This is a genomic window from Methyloversatilis sp. XJ19-13 (genome assembly GCF_024580155.1).
GTDB lineage: Bacteria > Pseudomonadota > Gammaproteobacteria > Burkholderiales > Rhodocyclaceae > Methyloversatilis.
This window is the reverse complement of the sequence record NZ_JANINH010000004.1, coordinates 45613-60525: the sequence shown is the minus strand read 5'-3', so window position 1 is coordinate 60525 and position 14913 is coordinate 45613. Positions and strand designations below refer to the sequence as shown.

Here is a 14913-nt window from a genome sequence, read left to right as displayed (position 1 = left end):
GTACTCCCGAGGCGAAAAAAATCAGGCCGTGCGATCGATTCCCCGTGTGGCGATTTCTTCAGCGAGACGCTGCATGAAATCGCTCAGGGTCATCTGCCCGAGATCCGTATTTCCCCGGGCACGCACGGCCACCATTTTTGCCGCCTTTTCCTTGTCGCCCACGACGACCTGGTAAGGCAGCTTCTGCAGACTATGTTCGCGGATTTTATAGTTAATTTTCTCCCCGCGCAAATCGCATTCGACGCGCAGACCCGCAGCGCGCAAAGCATTCGTGACTTCCTGGACGTAATCCGCTTGCGCCTCCGTGATACCCATCACGACGACCTGGACCGGCGCCAGCCACAGCGGAAAGTTGCCGGCATGGTTTTCAATCAGGATGCCGATGAAGCGTTCAAGCGAACCGAGCACCGCTCGATGCAGCATCACGGGCCGGTAACGGCCGTTGTCCTCGGCGACGTACTCGGCGTCAAGACGCTCCGGCAGCACGAAATCGAGCTGGAGTGTGCCGCATTGCCACGACCGGCCGATTGCGTCCTTGATGTGGTATTCGATTTTCGGGCCGTAGAAGGCGCCTTCGCCCGGAAGTTCTTCCCACTGCATGCCGGACGCGAGCAGAGCATCGCGCAGACCCGCTTCCGCGCGATCCCACACGTCATCGGAGCCCGCGCGCTTGGCCGGTCGGAGGGAAAGCTTCACTGCCAGATCATGGAAGCCGAAATCGCGATAGACGCGCAGCAGCAATTCGTTGAAGGCCGTGACTTCCGAAGTGATCTGCGCTTCGGTGCAGAAGATGTGTGCGTCGTCCTGCACGAAGCCACGTACCCGCATCAGGCCATGCAGCGCGCCGGACGGCTCATTGCGATGGCATGAGCCGAATTCAGCCAGACGCAGCGGAAGATCGCGGTAGGAATGCAGCGCCGCATTGAATATCTGTACGTGGCCCGGGCAATTCATCGGCTTCACCGCGTAATCGCGCTTTTCCGACTCAGTGGTGAACATGTTCTCGCGGTAGTTTTCCCAGTGGCCGGACTTCTCCCAAAGGACACGGTCCATCATCAGCGGCGTCTTCACCTCGCGATAACCGGCTTCGTCGAGCACCTGACGCATGTACTGCTCGATCTGCTGCCAAACGACCCAGCCCTTCGGGTGCCAGAACACCATGCCGGGCGCTTCTTCCTGCATGTGAAACAGGTCAAGCTGCTTGCCCAGTCTCCGGTGGTCGCGCTTTTCTGCCTCTTCGAGCATGTGCAGATAGGCGTCCTGCTCGTCCTTCTTCGCCCAGGCCGTACCGTAAATGCGCTGCAGCATCTCGTTCTTCGCATCGCCGCGCCAGTAGGCCCCGGCCACCTTCATCAGCTTGAACACCTTGAGTTTGCCGGTCGACGGCACGTGCGGACCCCGGCACAGATCGATGAATTCGCCCTCGCGATACAGCGACACATCCTGATCGGCCGGAATCGACGCGATGATTTCCGCCTTGTAGTGCTCGCCGATCGATTTGAAGAAGTCGACCGCCTTGTCGCGCTGCCATACCTCGCGCGACACGGGAATGTCCTTCTTCGACAGCTCGGTCATGCGCTGCTCGATCGCCGCCAGATCTTCCGGCGTGAACGGGCGCTTGTAGGAAAAATCGTAATAGAAGCCGTTTTCGATCACCGGACCGATGGTCACCTGAGCGTCCGGGAACAGCTCCTTCACTGCATACGCGAGCAGGTGGGCCGTTGAATGGCGGATCATGTCCAGGCCGTCGGCATCGCGGTCGGTGACGATAGCCAGTTGCGAGTCACCTTCGATCACGAAAGAGGTATCCACCAGCTTGCCATCGACACGACCGGCGAGCGCCGCCTTGGCCAGACCGGCGCCAATGGATGCCGCAACGTCGCGTACGGTGACTGCAGCCTCGAAGCTGCGGACCGAACCATCCGGCAGGGTGATATTGACCATTGGCGTTGCTCCGGAAAACGGTAACGGGGGTGTAACGAAAACTCGGGACGAAAAAAAAAGTGCGGCCTGAGCCGCACTTTTCAATTTGCACACGCTTGAACGAAATCATCGTTCCGTGCGTCTTGATCTGCAGGCCTCAGACAGCGATAGGTACCGGAGTGAAACGCGTTCGCGGTGTCATAACGCAACCTTTCAAAACCTGCAGCGAATGTTGGTAGGCGCGATTGGACTCGAACCAACGACCCCCACCATGTCAAGGTGGTGCTCTAACCAGCTGAGCTACGCGCCTAAAAGAGCGCGCAAGTATAGCCGGAATCCGGCGCGACTCAAGACAAATTTCGCACGCTGTTTCACGGCGCCTGCCAGGCGGCCAGATACTCTTTCCAGTGCGCACCCGGCTGTGCTGCCAGCCAATCGCGCACGAAAGCGATTTCGGCATCGTACTGCGCGCGGTCGAGCACGCCGCGCATCAACTGGAAGCGCTGGAACACGAGGAAGGTGTTGAGCACATCCGTTTCACAGTAATCGCGGATCTGCGCAATCTCGCCGCGCTGCCACGCCCCCCACACGGCCGAACCGTCCATGCCCAGCTTGCCCGGGAAACCGATCAGCTTGGCGAGTTCATCCAGCGGCGCATTGCCACGACCCTGATACAGCGCCAGCAGATCCATCAGGTCAAGATGCCGCGAGTGATATCGGCTGATGTAGTTGTTCCACTTGAATTCACGCGCATCCGGGCCATCGCCCTCGCCCATTTCCCAGTAGCGCGGCGCGGTGACACCGTGGATCAGACCGCGGTAGTGCAACACCGGAAGATCGAAACCGGCGCCGTTCCAGGACACGATCTGCGGCGTCAGCCGCTCGATACCTTCGTAGAAGCGCTGGATGATCTGCCCTTCACCGTTCTCCGGCTCGGCCAGCGACCACACCTTCAGAGACCGCGCATCGCGCAATGCGCACGAGATGACGACGACGCGCTGCAGATGCAGCGGCAGGAAATCGTGGCCGACGCTGGCCCTGCGTTGCTGAAAGGCGAACTCGGCCACTTCCGAGTCGGACAGCTCGTCCGGCAGCTGATGCAGCCGGCGGATACCGGCGATGTCCGGAATGCTTTCGATGTCGAATACGAGTACGGCGGCCATGTCTGTCCTGTGAGGATTGAAGTTATTTGCGCGACCACTGCCCGCCGGACTGGACATACCAGCCACTCTGGGCACGCCCGATCCAGCGTTGCGCGAAGGTGGAGCGGATATCCGCCTCCCATTCGGGATGACCGTTGGCGCGCGCGATTTCGCGATAAAGCGCATCGCGATCGCCATTTTCCTGCGCCACCAGCCCCTGCACCGCCTGGCGCTGTGCCAGCGGCACCGCATTGGCATCGCGCAGCGCGATCCGCCCATCGGCGGTGAGTCCCAGCGCGCCGGATGCGTAGTGCGGTGCGAGCTGCGCGTGGCGTGCCTGCATCGCATCGCGCAGCTGGCTGATCGCAGGCGTGTTGATTTCCAGGTTGCCCTGCGCCCAGACCGCGCCCGCATAAAACAGGCAAAGCAGAACAATGCGGTGCATTGTCTTCATGGTTGTTTCCCTTCCGGTGTCGCCGGGGTCTGGCTGCCGTTCTTCAGCTGCCAGACCTCGTCGATGATGCGATCGGCGGCCTTTTCCGCCGCAGCGGCGGGAAAGTAGATGTTGATGGTGACGCAGCCCGCGAGCAGCGCAGAGGCGACCAGTGCGATGACCATCGACCTGCGCGGGGGTGACTGGCGTGTGAGCGCCTTGTGTGTATGCGACCTGTTCATGTCCACCTCATTGAAGCACCGGTTTCGTTTCGGTCACGCGCGCCAGCCGTTCCAGCAACACCTGCCAGTCGACGCGTCGATTGTAGCCAACCACGCTGAGCGCCGGCACACCGCCCCCCTCGATCAGCACGAATCCGCCGTTCCGGGTGCTCAGCCCATCCATCTCGCACACGCCATTGCGCAATCGACAAGACACCCCGATGCGCCGATATCCGAAGCGTTCGAACACACCCAAGAATGTACGCTGGATCGCCGCAGTCGCACCCGAGCCCCCCAGCGCAGTGATGCTGTCCACAGCGCGCTGGCTGATCGACCGCGGATAGTCACCCTCACTCGAACGCACGCGCGCATCGAACGCCACTGGCACCCAGCGCGACAATTCCAGCCCGGTGACATCCCCGTCGAGCCGACCGGTGATGCGACCGAACTTGAAGGTTTCGGTCAGCGCGTCCAGATCGACGTAACGCATCTGCAGGTCGGAAAGTACACGCGGTGTCGTGCCGAAGGGCTCGATCACCTGCAGACCGCTCGCGGCGATGTAACCGCCGAACACCTGGATCATCAGTTGGCCGTCCAGTGACAGCACGCCATCGCGCCAGCGCACGTGCGGCACGCTGGCGCCGACACTTCCGGCCATGCGCGGCCAGCCGAGTGCCTGCGTCAGTTCCGGCATCGACAGCGGTTCAAGGTCGGCCGACAGGTCACCGGTCCACCGGCCGTCCACGCGTTCGAAGCGCAGCAGATTCAGCTGAAGGCCGGCGTCGAGCAACGGGATGCGCACCGGCTGAACAGCCACATGATCGGGTGCCACGTCGGCGTCGAGCGCGAAGCGGCCGACTGGCACACGGCCGAATCGCCCTTCGCCCGCGGTGATGTGCATGCGTGCCGCAGCGTCACGTTGCCACGGCAGGTCTGCGTCCAGTTGCTGCAGCGAATACCGTCCGGCTGCGTCACTCACGTGGCCACCGCGTACGATCAGTTTCGCACTGTGCAACCCGGCGGGATCAAGCCGGGCTGCCACATCCGCGTACCCCTGCATGACGAATGCCGGCCAGCCCCGCGCGGCAAACAGTGGCTGAACGAAGCGTTCGTTGAGCAGCTTCAGGTCGAGTTCGGCACCCTGCACGCGCGCCGCGCGCAGCGCGACACTTGCGCGATCCAGTGTGGCGTCGCCGGTCAGACGCCCTATACCGGCAAGATCAAGCGCGAGCGCAGTCAGATCCAGTGCTGACGGCGACAATCTGAAATCCGCCGACAGCACGCTGCCGCCTCCCGTCAGATAGACGCTGTCCCACAGCAATTCGCCGCCGCGCCAGTCGGTTACGAGCGTGCCGCGCCAATCCGGGCCGTCGCGCTGCACGTCGATATCCATGACCGCCGAAAGCGAATCCGCTGCACGCAAACCGTCTGCCGAGCCGAAACGTCCGTCGCGTAGAGCGAGCGTGGCACGCAATCGGGGTGACCGTTCGGCGACCTTCAGCACCAATGTGGCGTCGACATCAACCGTACCGGCTGGCACGTAAGGTTTCAACGCCGGAAGTTCGCCGAGCAGGAATGCAAGCGGCACGCCGGACGACACCAGCCGCAATTGCGGCAAGCTGCCAGCCAGCTCTCCGGTCACCGTTGCCGTGACTTCGGCGTTCAGGTGGATGTCTGCGCGCAGCGCGCGTTGAGGTCCGCGAAGGCTGAACTCGACCGGCCAAGGACCGTAACCTTCGGCGCTCAGTCGCCCTCCTCTGCAATGCATTTCAGGCAGCACCGCGAAGTCGCCGCATTCGAGTTTGACACGCTGCAGCGCACGCCCGGCGACAAGTGCACGTGACGCAGTGATGCTTGCGCGGCCACCATCCAGCCCGGCTGCAGCAATGCGCACGTCGATCAATTCGACGGCAGCTGCCGACAGTGACTCGAAGCGCAGTTCGATAGCCGCCTGCGGCGATGAATGGGCACCGAGCAGAATCAGCGCTGCCGCGCAGCGGCGCAGCGGCCGCAACAGTCGTTCAGGAGGGAAATACACCCGTAGACAGATAGCGGTCACCGCGGTCGCAGACAATGGTGACGATGGTCGCATTCTCGACCTCTGCTGCAATGCGCAAGGCGACAACCAGTGCACCGCCGGAACTGATGCCTGCGCAAATACCCTCTTCCGCGGCCAGACGGCGCGTCATGTCCTCGGCTGCAGCCTGACCGACATACTCCAGCCGGTCGACGCGCGCGCCGTCGTAGATCTTCGGCAGATAGGCTTGCGGCCACTTGCGGATGCCCGGAATCTGCGCACCTTCCTCAGGCTGGCAGCCTACGATCTGGATGTCCGGATTTTTGGACTTCAGAAAGGTCGAGGTCCCCATGATGGTGCCGGTGGTGCCCATCGAGCTGACGAAATGGGTGACGCGACCTTCGGTATCGCGCCAGATCTCCGGGCCAGTTCCCTCAATGTGGGCACGCGGATTATCCGGATTGGCGAACTGGTCGAGGATGATGCCGCGACCTTCGTCGCGCATCTTCTCCGCCACATCGCGCGCCAGTTCCATGCTGCCCGCCTTGCTCGTCAGCACCAGTTCGGCACCGTAGGCGGCCATGCTCTGGCGGCGCTCGATGCTCTGGTTCTCGGGCATGACCAGAATCATCTTGTAACCGCGCATCGCCGCCACCATGGCCAGGGCGATGCCGGTGTTGCCGCTGGTCGCCTCGATCAGCGTGTCACCCGGCTTGATGTCGCCGCGCTCTTCGGCACGACGGATCATCGACAGCGCCGGCCTGTCCTTGACCGAACCGGCCGGATTGTTTCCCTCCAGCTTGCCCAGGATGACGTTGCCACGGCGCGCATTGTCAGCGCCCGGAATACGCTGCAGCCGAACCAGCGGTGTATTGCCGACGAAATCTTCGAGTGTCTTGTAGTGCATGGCTGCCTTGAAGTCTGTAGGGCGGATTCAGCGTGAGCCGGCCGGTTTGGGGGGGGCGCCTGCCGGCCTCGGCGGCGCGGCGGACGTCGCGGCCGCTGGATCGGCCAACGGCTGGGCGGGAGGACTGCCGGCGGGTCTCGGTGGTGCGCCTGCCGGGCGCGTCGGCGGTGCATGCGGGGTGCCCGCTGTACCGCCCGCCGGACGCGGCGGTGGCGATCCCGCGGATCGCACCTGCGTTGCAGCTGGCGCCTGCGCCTCCGGTAGCGGTGCTGCAGCAGGCGTCTGAACCACTGAAGGTGAAACACGGCGACGCATCACCACGACGCCGATCACTGCGACGAGCACGATCACCCCGACAATCCACCAAGGAAACCCAGCAGAGGCAGGTACGACAGAGGGCGGGCTCGCGGTCGCTTCGGACGTCGCTGCACCGCCCCCGGCCCCGGCGGTGAGCAGCGGCTTGAGTTCGGCGAATGTCTTGTCGCCGATGCCCTTCACATTGCGCAGGTCTTCCACCGAGGCGAACGGGCCATTCTTCGAACGGTGCTCGATGATGGCTTGAGCGCGACTCGGGCCGACGCCGGGCAATGCATCGAGCTCAGCTTCGGTGGCGACATTCAGATCGAGCGCGGCCAGCGCCCAGGGGGCGGCGAGGCAAAGCAGCAGAAAGCAGATCAGGCGACGCATGGCGTAAAACTCCACAGGCAGACGAAAGACGGACGTCGCGCGACCGTCGGATCAGGTGTGACGCAGATCGGCCGCCAATTCGTCCAGCGAGCATACCGCAGTGCCGAGCTTCGCAACGACGATGCCCGCTGCACGGTTCGCCAGCCGCATCGCATCGGGCATCGAACTGCCCGCCGCGAGCATGACAGCCATCGTGGCGATCACCGTGTCGCCTGCGCCGCTCACGTCATATACCTCACGTGCGAGCGCCGGTTCGTGGATGACACCGCTGCCGTCGTACAGGCTCATGCCGGCATCCGAGCGGGTCAGCAGCAGCGCACCAAGATTCAGTTCGTCACGCAGCGTGTGCGCGCGGCGCGCAAGGTCGTCGTCGTCCAGCCAGCGTCCGACGACCTCACGCAACTCGTTTCGATTCGGCTTCAGCAGCGTGGCGCCTGCGTAGCGCGAATAGTCGTCGCCCTTGGGATCGACCAGCACGGGCTTGCCGACGGTTCGGGCGATTTCCATCATGTCGCGGATATTCGACAGCGCGCCCTTGCCGTAATCGGACAGGATCACCAGATCCGCGTCGTTCACCCGGCGTGCAAACTCATCAAGCTTGGCGCGCAACACTTCATGCGTGGGCATGTTCTCGAAATCGATGCGCAACAGTTGCTGCTGGCGGCCGATCACACGCAGCTTGATCGTGGTCGACAAGGCGGTGTCTTCATGCAGGCTGGCATCGATGTCCGCCGACTTCATCTGTTCGCGCAGCGTGCAGGCTGCCTCGTCGGCACCCACCACCGACAACAGACTTACGTGTGCGCCCAGTGCGGCGCAGTTGCGCGCGACGTTGGCCGCACCGCCCGGCCGCTCCTCCACCCGGTCGATCTTCACCACCGGCACCGGTGCTTCTGGCGAAATACGCTGCACGTCGCCGAACCAGTAGCGGTCCAGCATCACATCGCCGGCGACAAGGATGCGCGCACGAGAGGTGTCTGGCAACGACAAGCTGGAGGGCGAAAGGCGCATCGATCAGGGCGTGAGGTCGAATTCTTCGGTACGTTTGGGCGGATAGGTTTCCCAGCCGCCACAGGCCGGGCAGCGCCAGTGAAACTGGCGCGCCTTGAAGCCGCACGTATCGCAACGGTAACGCGCCACGCGACGCGTGTGCGCATGGATGATGCCCTTCATCAGATCGGAATCGGTGCGCGACTCCGGCGGCAGCGTCTGCATCTGTGCCTCAAGCAGCTTGTCGAGGCCGAGCAGCGTCGGATTGCGGCGCAATTCATCGCGCACGAGCGCGAGCGCACCGGCCGGCCCTTCCGTGTCGAGTTCCTCCTTGAACACGACGTCGAGCAGATCGAGCGAAGTGTGGCGTTCAAGATAGCTCTTCAGCAACGTGATGCCCTGACGTTCGCGCCCAAGCTTGCGATAGGCGTCAGCAAGACGGCCGGCGACCAGGGCGAGGTAGACAGGATTCTGCTGTTCGACCCGCTGCCACTGTTCGATCGCCAGTTCCCATTGCTGCTCGGCAGCGTGAAGGTCGCCCATCAATACCAGCGCACGCACGCACTTGCGGTGCGTGGCCAGCGCGTCCTCAAGCAGCGGCCGGGCATCGCTGTAACGCGACTGCGCAAGCGCATGGGTGGCGAGCTCGCAAAGGAACTGGGCAATGTCCTTCTGCGCACGGTGCGACTCGCCCGGCGGCAAGGCGCGTGCAATCTCGATCGCCTTCGCCCACTCCTTTTCCTGCTGGTAGATGTCGAGCAGGTGGTGCAGGGCCGCCATGTCGAGCGGCGTATTGCGCAGTCCGACGAACACTTCTTCGGCGCGATCGAGCAGACCGGCCTTCAGATAGTCCTGCCCCAGTTCCAGCCGGGCATTTAGGCGCAACTCCGGCTTGATGTCCTCTCGCTTCACCAACGCCTGGTGAATCTGGATGGCACGGTCGGTCTCGCCGCGGCGACGGAACAGATTACCGAGCGCGAATTGCAGCTCAGTGGTTTGCGGATCGCTGCGGGTCGCTTCGATGAAGGACTCGATGGCGCGATCCGGCTGTTCATTCAGCAGGAAGTTCAAGCCGGCGAAATAGGAGCGCGGCAACGCTCTGGATTCGCTGACCAGATGGCGGATATCGATGCGCGCAGCCAGCCAGCCGAGTCCGAAGAAGAGTGGCAGCGCGAGCAACCACCAAAGTTCGATGTCCATGTTCAGTGGGTAGCCGACTCAGTCAGCCGAGGTTGGAGTCGGGCCAGACTGCTTGCGCGCATGCGTCCAGCCTGCAAACGCACCAAGCAACACGCCCAGCACGAACAATGCGAGCAGCAGGACCGACAGTTCGATGCGCCACTCGTGGCCGAAGAACCAGCGCACAGTGACCGGATCGCTGTTGCGCGCAGCAAGGCCCAGCAGCAGCAGGAACACGACAATGCGCAGCAGCCAGGTGAGGATGGCCATGGGCGAGTGAAATCAGGAGACGGGCGATGCAGCAGCGAGTGCCTGATCGACTCGTTCGCGCAGTTCCTTGCCCGCCTTGAAATGCGGCACGCGTTTCTCGGGAACGAGAACCTTTTCGCCGGACTTCGGGTTGCGACCCACGCGCGGTGGCCGGTGATTCAGCGAAAAACTGCCGAAGCCACGGATTTCGATGCGGTCGCCACGCGCCAGTGCGGCCGTCATTTCATCGAGAATCATCTTGACTGCGTAGTCGGCATCCTTCGCCACCAGTTGCGGGAAGCGGGTAGCCAGCCGGGTGATCAGTTCGGATTTTGTCATGACAGATCGATTGAGCAGGTGCACGGAGCCGGATGATGACAAGACAACGCCGCCCGCAGGCGGCGCTGTCACCAAGCCTCAATCGCAAGCTGCGATCAGGAGGGGTTCTTCAACTTCGCCTTGAGCAACGCACCCAGGTTGGTGGTGCCACTGCTGGCCGACGAACCTTCGGACTGGATCTTCTGGATCGCGTCGTTCTGGTCTGCCTGATCCTTCGCACGCACGGACAGCGTGATCGAACGGGTCTTGCGGTCGAGATTGACGATCATCGTTTCGATCTCGTCGCCGACGTTCAGCACAGTGGTCAGGTCATCAACACGATCACGCGACGCTTCGGATGCGCGCAGATAGCCTTCAACGTCGTCGTTAAGCGCAATCACCGCGCCCTTGGCATCGACCGACTTCACGTTTCCGCGCACGACGCTGTTCTTGTCGTGGGTGGCGATGAAGTTGGTGAAGGGATCTCCATCCATCTGCTTGACGCCGAGCGAAATACGCTCGCGCTCAACATCGATCGACAGCACGATGGCTTCGACTTCGTCGCCCTTCTTGTAGTTGCGAACGGCTTCTTCGCCGGTCAGCGACCATGACAGGTCGGACAGATGCACCAGACCGTCGATGGCACCGGTCAGACCGATGAACACGCCGAAGTCAGTGATCGACTTGATCTGTCCACGGACCTTGTCGCCCTTCTTGTGGTTCATCGAGAAATCCTCCCACGGATTTGCCTGGCATTGCTTCATGCCCAGCGAAATCCGGCGGCGGTCTTCGTCGATCTCGAGAATCATCACTTCGACTTCGTCGCCCAGCTGGACAACCTTGGTCGGGTGGATGTTCTTGTTGGTCCAGTCCATTTCGGACACGTGAACCAGGCCTTCGATGCCCTGTTCGATCTCGACGAATGCGCCGTAGTCGGTCAGGTTGGTCACCTTGCCGAACAGGCGGGTGCCTTGCGGGTAGCGGCGCGAGATGCCCACCCACGGGTCTTCGCCCAGCTGCTTGAGACCCAGTGACACGCGGTTCTTCTCGGCATCGAACTTGAGCACCTTCGCTTCGACTTCATCACCGACCGCGAGCACTTCCGACGGGTGACGCACGCGGCGCCATGCCAGATCGGTGATGTGCAGCAGGCCGTCGATGCCACCGAGGTCGACGAATGCGCCGTAATCGGTGATGTTCTTGACGATGCCCTTGACGATCGTGCCTTCCTTCAGGTTCTCGAGCAGCTTTTCGCGCTCTTCGCCTGCGGTCAGTTCGAGCACTGCGCGACGCGACACGACCACGTTATTGCGCTTGCGGTCGAGCTTGATGACCTTGAATTCGAATTCCTTGTTTTCGTACGGCGCGGTGTCCTTGACCGGACGCAGATCGACCAGCGAACCCGGCAGGAAAGCGCGGATGCCGTTGGTCATCACGGTCAGACCGCCCTTGACCTTGCCCGACACCAGACCCTTGACGATGGTGCCGTCGCCGAGCGCCTTTTCGAGTTCGTTCCACGCAGCGATGCGTTTTGCCTTGTCGCGCGACAGCCGGGTTTCACCGTAACCGTCTTCGAGCATTTCGATTGCGACGCTGACGTAATCGCCCGGCGCAACCGTGAGCTCGCCACGATCCGTGCGGAATTCTTCGATCGCGATATAGCTTTCCGACTTCAGGCCGGCATTTACGACAACGAAATTGTTGTCGACGCGCATCACTTCGGCGGTAATGACCTCACCGGCGCGCATTTCCTGGCGCTGGAGGCTTTCCTCGAACAACGCTGCAAAACTTTCCATGGAATCCATGGATTCGGACGACTGGGCAACTTGGGACATTGGCAAAAAGCCGCTTGCGCGGCAACGGGTTAGGGGTGAACACAACATCCTGCGAACATTCGCAGGCTGCACTTGCCGGACAACGGCGCATCAGGAATCAGTTCGATGCACCGGCCATCCTGCTTTCACTTGCTCCCACGCATCAAGAACCATCCTGACGGCGGCATCTGCGGACATCGAACTCGTATCTAGCGGAATCGCATCGACTACGCGCACCAGCGGCGCGTTGGCTCGTTTGCTGTCCCGCTCGTCGCGTTCACGCAAATCCTGAGAAAGACTCTCAAGATTAGCAGAAACACCTTTTTCGATCAACTGCTTATACCGCCTGTGCGCTCTGACCTCGACGCTGGCGGTGAGGAACACCTTGAGCGCGGCGTCGGGGAACACGACGGAGGCCATGTCGCGACCGTCGGCCACCAGTCCGGGCAGCTGGCGGAACGCGCGCTGTCGCTCAAGCAGGGCCCGCCGTACGCCCTGATGTACTGCAACTTTCGACGCACCGACCGATGCGTCCTCGCTGCGCATTGCGTCCGTCACCTCCTCGCCGGCAAGCCAGGTCGCATCGTCGGCGAAGCGCGCATCAAGCGCTGCAGCAATGGCTTCCAGCGTTTCTCCGTCGTCCAGAGACGCGCCACGCCGCAGCGCAGCCAAGGCGGTGAGCCGATAGAGCGCGCCGCTGTCCAACAGATGGAAGCCCAGCGCCGCCGCGACGCGCGCGGCGACCGTCCCCTTGCCGGACGCGGACGGGCCGTCTATTGCGATCACAGGCGCCCGAACGTCGCCGCTCATCGCGCCACCTCTGCCCAGCGAGTGAAGTAGCCGGGAAATGTCTTGGCGACGCAGCCGGGGTCCATGATTCGCAGCGGCACACCACCCAGCGTAGCCAGCGAGAAGCACATGGCCATTCGGTGATCGTCGTAGGTGTCGATCGATGCACCGGCGATGAAGGCCTTGGGCGGGGTGATCGCAAGATAATCAGCGCCCTCCTCCACCGTGGCACCGACCTTGCGCAGTTCGACCGCCATCGCAGCAATGCGGTCGGTTTCCTTGACCCGCCAGCTGGCGATGTTGCGCAGCCGGCTCGGACCGTCGGCAAACAACGCGCAGATGGCCAGCGTCATGGCCGCATCGGGAATGTGGTTCAGGTCAAGATCGAAGGCACGCAGCCGCCCGCTTGCCGGAGCGGACGCCTCCATCCAGTTAGGCCCCATGCGGATGACCGCGCCCAGCTGTTCGAGCGCCTGCGCGAACGCCACGTCGCCCTGAACCGAATCCTGTCCCACGCCTTCCACGCGCACCGGACCACCGCCGATCGCGCCCGCTGCGAGGAAGTAGGAAGCCGAAGAGGCATCGCCCTCGACGAAGCACTCGCCGGGCGACACATACTTCGCGGCAGCAGGCAGGCTGATGAATGACCAGCCATCGCGCCGCGCGTCGACGCCGAATTGACGCATCAGGGCCAGCGTGATGTCTACATAAGGTTTGGAAATCAGTTCGCCATCAATGTCGATGCGCATGGCACGCCCGGTCAGCGGGAGCGCCATCAGCAACCCTGTCAGGAACTGGCTCGACACGTCACCGCGCACGCTGACGCCTTCCACCTGCCGTAACCGCGCCGGATGGATACGCAGCGGCGGAAATCCGGTCTGGCCCTCGTAATCGATCTGTGCGCCGACCTGGTGCAGTGCGTCCACCAGATCGCCGATAGGCCGTTCATGCATCCGCGGGACGCCGTGCAGGCGATACTCGCCCCCCATGAGCGCCAGCACCGCGGTCAGCGGGCGGAAGGCCGTGCCGGCGTTGCCGAGGAACAAGTCCGCTTCACGTACCGCGAACTGCCCGCCGGTACCGTGAACACGATAGTCGTTGCCGCCCGCGTGTTGCCAATCCACGGCAAGACTGCGCAGGGCATCGAGCATGCGGTCTACGTCGTCGGAGGCCAGCAGGTCGTGCAGCAGCGTATCGCCTCGCGCCAGTGCGGCGAGAAGCAGCACGCGGTTCGATATGCTTTTCGAGCCTGGCAACCGCAGCGTACCGCGAGCAGTGGAGGCAGCAGGAAGGTCGAGAAATTCTTTTTTCATCATAGCGGGAAGGTCCGCCGGCACCATCAAACGAGGACGGCCGGCTGTCGGATCAGCTCTGGCGCTGCGCCCAGGCAACGCGGGCCTCTCGGGCGATGCCCAGCAGCTTTTCGATGCCCGCCGCGTCGCCTTGCTCGATCAGCGTGCGGTAGCGCGCGAGTTCTTCTTCATAGGCGGTCAATTCGGAAAGCAACGCGTCGCGATTGGCAAAGAAGATGTCGCGCCACATTTCGGGGTGGCTGGCAGCGATGCGGGTGAAATCGCGAAAGCCGCCGCCGGCGAGGCTGAATATCTCGTCAGCGTTCGACCGCGCAGCCAGTTCGGACACCAATGCGAACGACAGCAGATGCGGCAGGTGACTGACCGACGCCAGCCATCGGTCATGGTGTTCGGGCGAAGTGGTCGACACCTGCGCACCGCACACCTGCCAGGCCTTGCGGACCAGATCGATCGCGGCGTCATCGTTTTCGACCAGCGGCGTCAATACCACCCTGCGCTTGTCGTACAACTCGGCGCGCGCCGCCTGCGGGCCGCTCTTTTCGGCACCGGCGATCGGATGCCCCGGCACGAACTGCCCGATGCGGGAACCGAACCGGGCTCGCGCCACCGCAACGACATCGGCCTTGGTGCTGCCGGCGTCCGTGACCACCGTGTCGAGTGAAAGATGCGGCATCAGCTGCGACATCACGACATCCATCTGGCCCACCGGCATCGCGAGCAACACCAGGTCGACGCCCTGCAGGGCGGTTCGCCAGTCTGTCTCGATTCGATCGACAAGGCCGAGCGACAGCGCGTCCTGCATGCTTTCCGCAGTGCGTCCGATACCGACAACCTCACCGACCTGCTTCGCCTGCTTCAATGCCGCAGCAAACGAGCCGCCGATCAGACCGACACCGCAGACCAGCAGACGTCCGATCAGAGGCTTCGTCAT

General features: G+C 62.9%; 15 protein-coding genes and 1 tRNA gene. All 16 read right to left on the bottom strand.

Annotation, left to right across the window (positions count from 1 at the left end; all coding sequences use genetic code 11):
• Window positions 1-21: 21 nt before the first annotated feature.
• The 16 genes from thrS to NMQ14_RS06630 all read right to left on the bottom strand — a co-directional run bounded on the left by thrS (window position 22) and on the right by NMQ14_RS06630 (window position 14913).
• Window positions 22-1944, bottom strand: coding sequence for a threonine--tRNA ligase (gene thrS, locus NMQ14_RS06710; RefSeq protein ID WP_257094621.1), 1923 nt, complete (start codon window positions 1942-1944; stop codon window positions 22-24).
• 212 nt (window positions 1945-2156) lie between these two features.
• Window positions 2157-2233 (bottom strand) — tRNA-Val (locus tag NMQ14_RS06705).
• Window positions 2234-2294: 61 nt separating this feature from the next.
• Window positions 2295-3086, bottom strand: coding sequence for a 3'-5' exonuclease (locus NMQ14_RS06700; RefSeq protein WP_257094619.1), 792 nt, complete (start codon window positions 3084-3086; stop codon window positions 2295-2297).
• A 22-nt stretch (window positions 3087-3108) separates the two neighbouring features.
• Window positions 3109-3519 carry a YdbL family protein gene (locus NMQ14_RS06695; RefSeq protein ID WP_257094616.1) on the bottom strand — a complete coding sequence of 137 codons (411 nt, stop codon included), beginning with the start codon at window positions 3517-3519 and terminating at the stop codon, window positions 3109-3111.
• Complete coding sequence (locus NMQ14_RS06690) at window positions 3516-3683, bottom strand: hypothetical protein (RefSeq protein WP_257094614.1); 168 nt, start codon at window positions 3681-3683, stop codon at window positions 3516-3518. Before NMQ14_RS06690 ends, NMQ14_RS06695 begins: the two co-directional genes overlap by 4 nt.
• Before the next feature lie 64 nt (window positions 3684-3747).
• A complete protein-coding gene (locus NMQ14_RS06685; RefSeq protein ID WP_257094612.1) occupies window positions 3748-5733 on the bottom strand; it encodes a hypothetical protein in 1986 nt (661 codons plus the stop codon).
• 7 nt (window positions 5734-5740) lie between these two features.
• Window positions 5741-6643: a cysteine synthase CysM gene (gene cysM / locus NMQ14_RS06680; protein ID WP_257094609.1), complete on the bottom strand. Its 903-nt coding sequence runs from the start codon at window positions 6641-6643 to the stop codon at window positions 5741-5743.
• Window positions 6644-6670: 27 nt separating this feature from the next.
• Complete coding sequence (locus NMQ14_RS19700) at window positions 6671-7330, bottom strand: helix-hairpin-helix domain-containing protein (protein WP_306441126.1); 660 nt, start codon at window positions 7328-7330, stop codon at window positions 6671-6673.
• 51 nt (window positions 7331-7381) lie between these two features.
• Window positions 7382-8341, bottom strand: a complete 960-nt coding sequence (gene rfaE1 / locus NMQ14_RS06665; RefSeq protein ID WP_257094607.1) for a D-glycero-beta-D-manno-heptose-7-phosphate kinase — start codon at window positions 8339-8341, stop codon at window positions 7382-7384.
• Between the two features lie 3 nt (window positions 8342-8344).
• Window positions 8345-9520 carry a lipopolysaccharide assembly protein LapB gene (gene lapB / locus NMQ14_RS06660; RefSeq protein WP_257080725.1) on the bottom strand — a complete coding sequence of 392 codons (1176 nt, stop codon included), beginning with the start codon at window positions 9518-9520 and terminating at the stop codon, window positions 8345-8347.
• Between the two features lie 18 nt (window positions 9521-9538).
• Window positions 9539-9769 (bottom strand): lipopolysaccharide assembly LapA domain-containing protein, encoded by a 231-nt coding sequence (locus NMQ14_RS06655; protein ID WP_257080724.1) that lies wholly within the window; start codon window positions 9767-9769, stop codon window positions 9539-9541.
• Window positions 9770-9781: 12 nt separating this feature from the next.
• Entirely contained in the window at window positions 9782-10087 is a 306-nt protein-coding gene (locus NMQ14_RS06650; RefSeq protein ID WP_257080723.1) for an integration host factor subunit beta, read from the bottom strand.
• A gap of 95 nt (window positions 10088-10182) precedes the next feature.
• Window positions 10183-11901 (bottom strand): 30S ribosomal protein S1, encoded by a 1719-nt coding sequence (gene rpsA, locus NMQ14_RS06645; protein ID WP_223300160.1) that lies wholly within the window; start codon window positions 11899-11901, stop codon window positions 10183-10185.
• A gap of 90 nt (window positions 11902-11991) precedes the next feature.
• Window positions 11992-12690: a (d)CMP kinase gene (gene cmk / locus NMQ14_RS06640; protein WP_257094605.1), complete on the bottom strand. Its 699-nt coding sequence runs from the start codon at window positions 12688-12690 to the stop codon at window positions 11992-11994.
• Window positions 12687-13982, bottom strand: a complete 1296-nt coding sequence (gene aroA / locus NMQ14_RS06635) for a 3-phosphoshikimate 1-carboxyvinyltransferase (RefSeq protein ID WP_257095047.1) — start codon at window positions 13980-13982, stop codon at window positions 12687-12689. The genes cmk and aroA overlap by 4 nt, the downstream gene beginning before the upstream one ends.
• A gap of 52 nt (window positions 13983-14034) precedes the next feature.
• On the bottom strand, window positions 14035-14913 hold the full coding sequence (locus NMQ14_RS06630) for a prephenate dehydrogenase/arogenate dehydrogenase family protein (protein WP_257094603.1): 879 nt from the start codon (window positions 14911-14913) through the stop codon (window positions 14035-14037).

Coding starts and splice junctions, on each gene's coding strand:
- aroA (WP_257095047.1), bottom strand. CDS start 13,982: ATGAAAAAAGAATTTCTCGACCTTCCTGCTGCCTCCACTGCTCGCGGT.
- NMQ14_RS06695 (WP_257094616.1), bottom strand. CDS start 3,519: ATGAAGACAATGCACCGCATTGTTCTGCTTTGCCTGTTTTATGCGGGC.
- NMQ14_RS06630 (WP_257094603.1), bottom strand. CDS start 14,913: ATGACGAAGCCTCTGATCGGACGTCTGCTGGTCTGCGGTGTCGGTCTG.
- cmk (WP_257094605.1), bottom strand. CDS start 12,690: ATGAGCGGCGACGTTCGGGCGCCTGTGATCGCAATAGACGGCCCGTCC.
- rpsA (WP_223300160.1), bottom strand. CDS start 11,901: ATGTCCCAAGTTGCCCAGTCGTCCGAATCCATGGATTCCATGGAAAGT.
- rfaE1 (WP_257094607.1), bottom strand. CDS start 8,341: ATGCGCCTTTCGCCCTCCAGCTTGTCGTTGCCAGACACCTCTCGTGCG.
- thrS (WP_257094621.1), bottom strand. CDS start 1,944: ATGGTCAATATCACCCTGCCGGATGGTTCGGTCCGCAGCTTCGAGGCT.
- NMQ14_RS06700 (WP_257094619.1), bottom strand. CDS start 3,086: ATGGCCGCCGTACTCGTATTCGACATCGAAAGCATTCCGGACATCGCC.
- NMQ14_RS06690 (WP_257094614.1), bottom strand. CDS start 3,683: ATGGTCATCGCACTGGTCGCCTCTGCGCTGCTCGCGGGCTGCGTCACC.
- lapB (WP_257080725.1), bottom strand. CDS start 9,520: ATGGACATCGAACTTTGGTGGTTGCTCGCGCTGCCACTCTTCTTCGGA.
- NMQ14_RS06650 (WP_257080723.1), bottom strand. CDS start 10,087: ATGACAAAATCCGAACTGATCACCCGGCTGGCTACCCGCTTCCCGCAA.
- NMQ14_RS19700 (WP_306441126.1), bottom strand. CDS start 7,330: ATGCGTCGCCTGATCTGCTTTCTGCTGCTTTGCCTCGCCGCCCCCTGG.
- cysM (WP_257094609.1), bottom strand. CDS start 6,643: ATGCACTACAAGACACTCGAAGATTTCGTCGGCAATACACCGCTGGTT.
- NMQ14_RS06655 (WP_257080724.1), bottom strand. CDS start 9,769: ATGGCCATCCTCACCTGGCTGCTGCGCATTGTCGTGTTCCTGCTGCTG.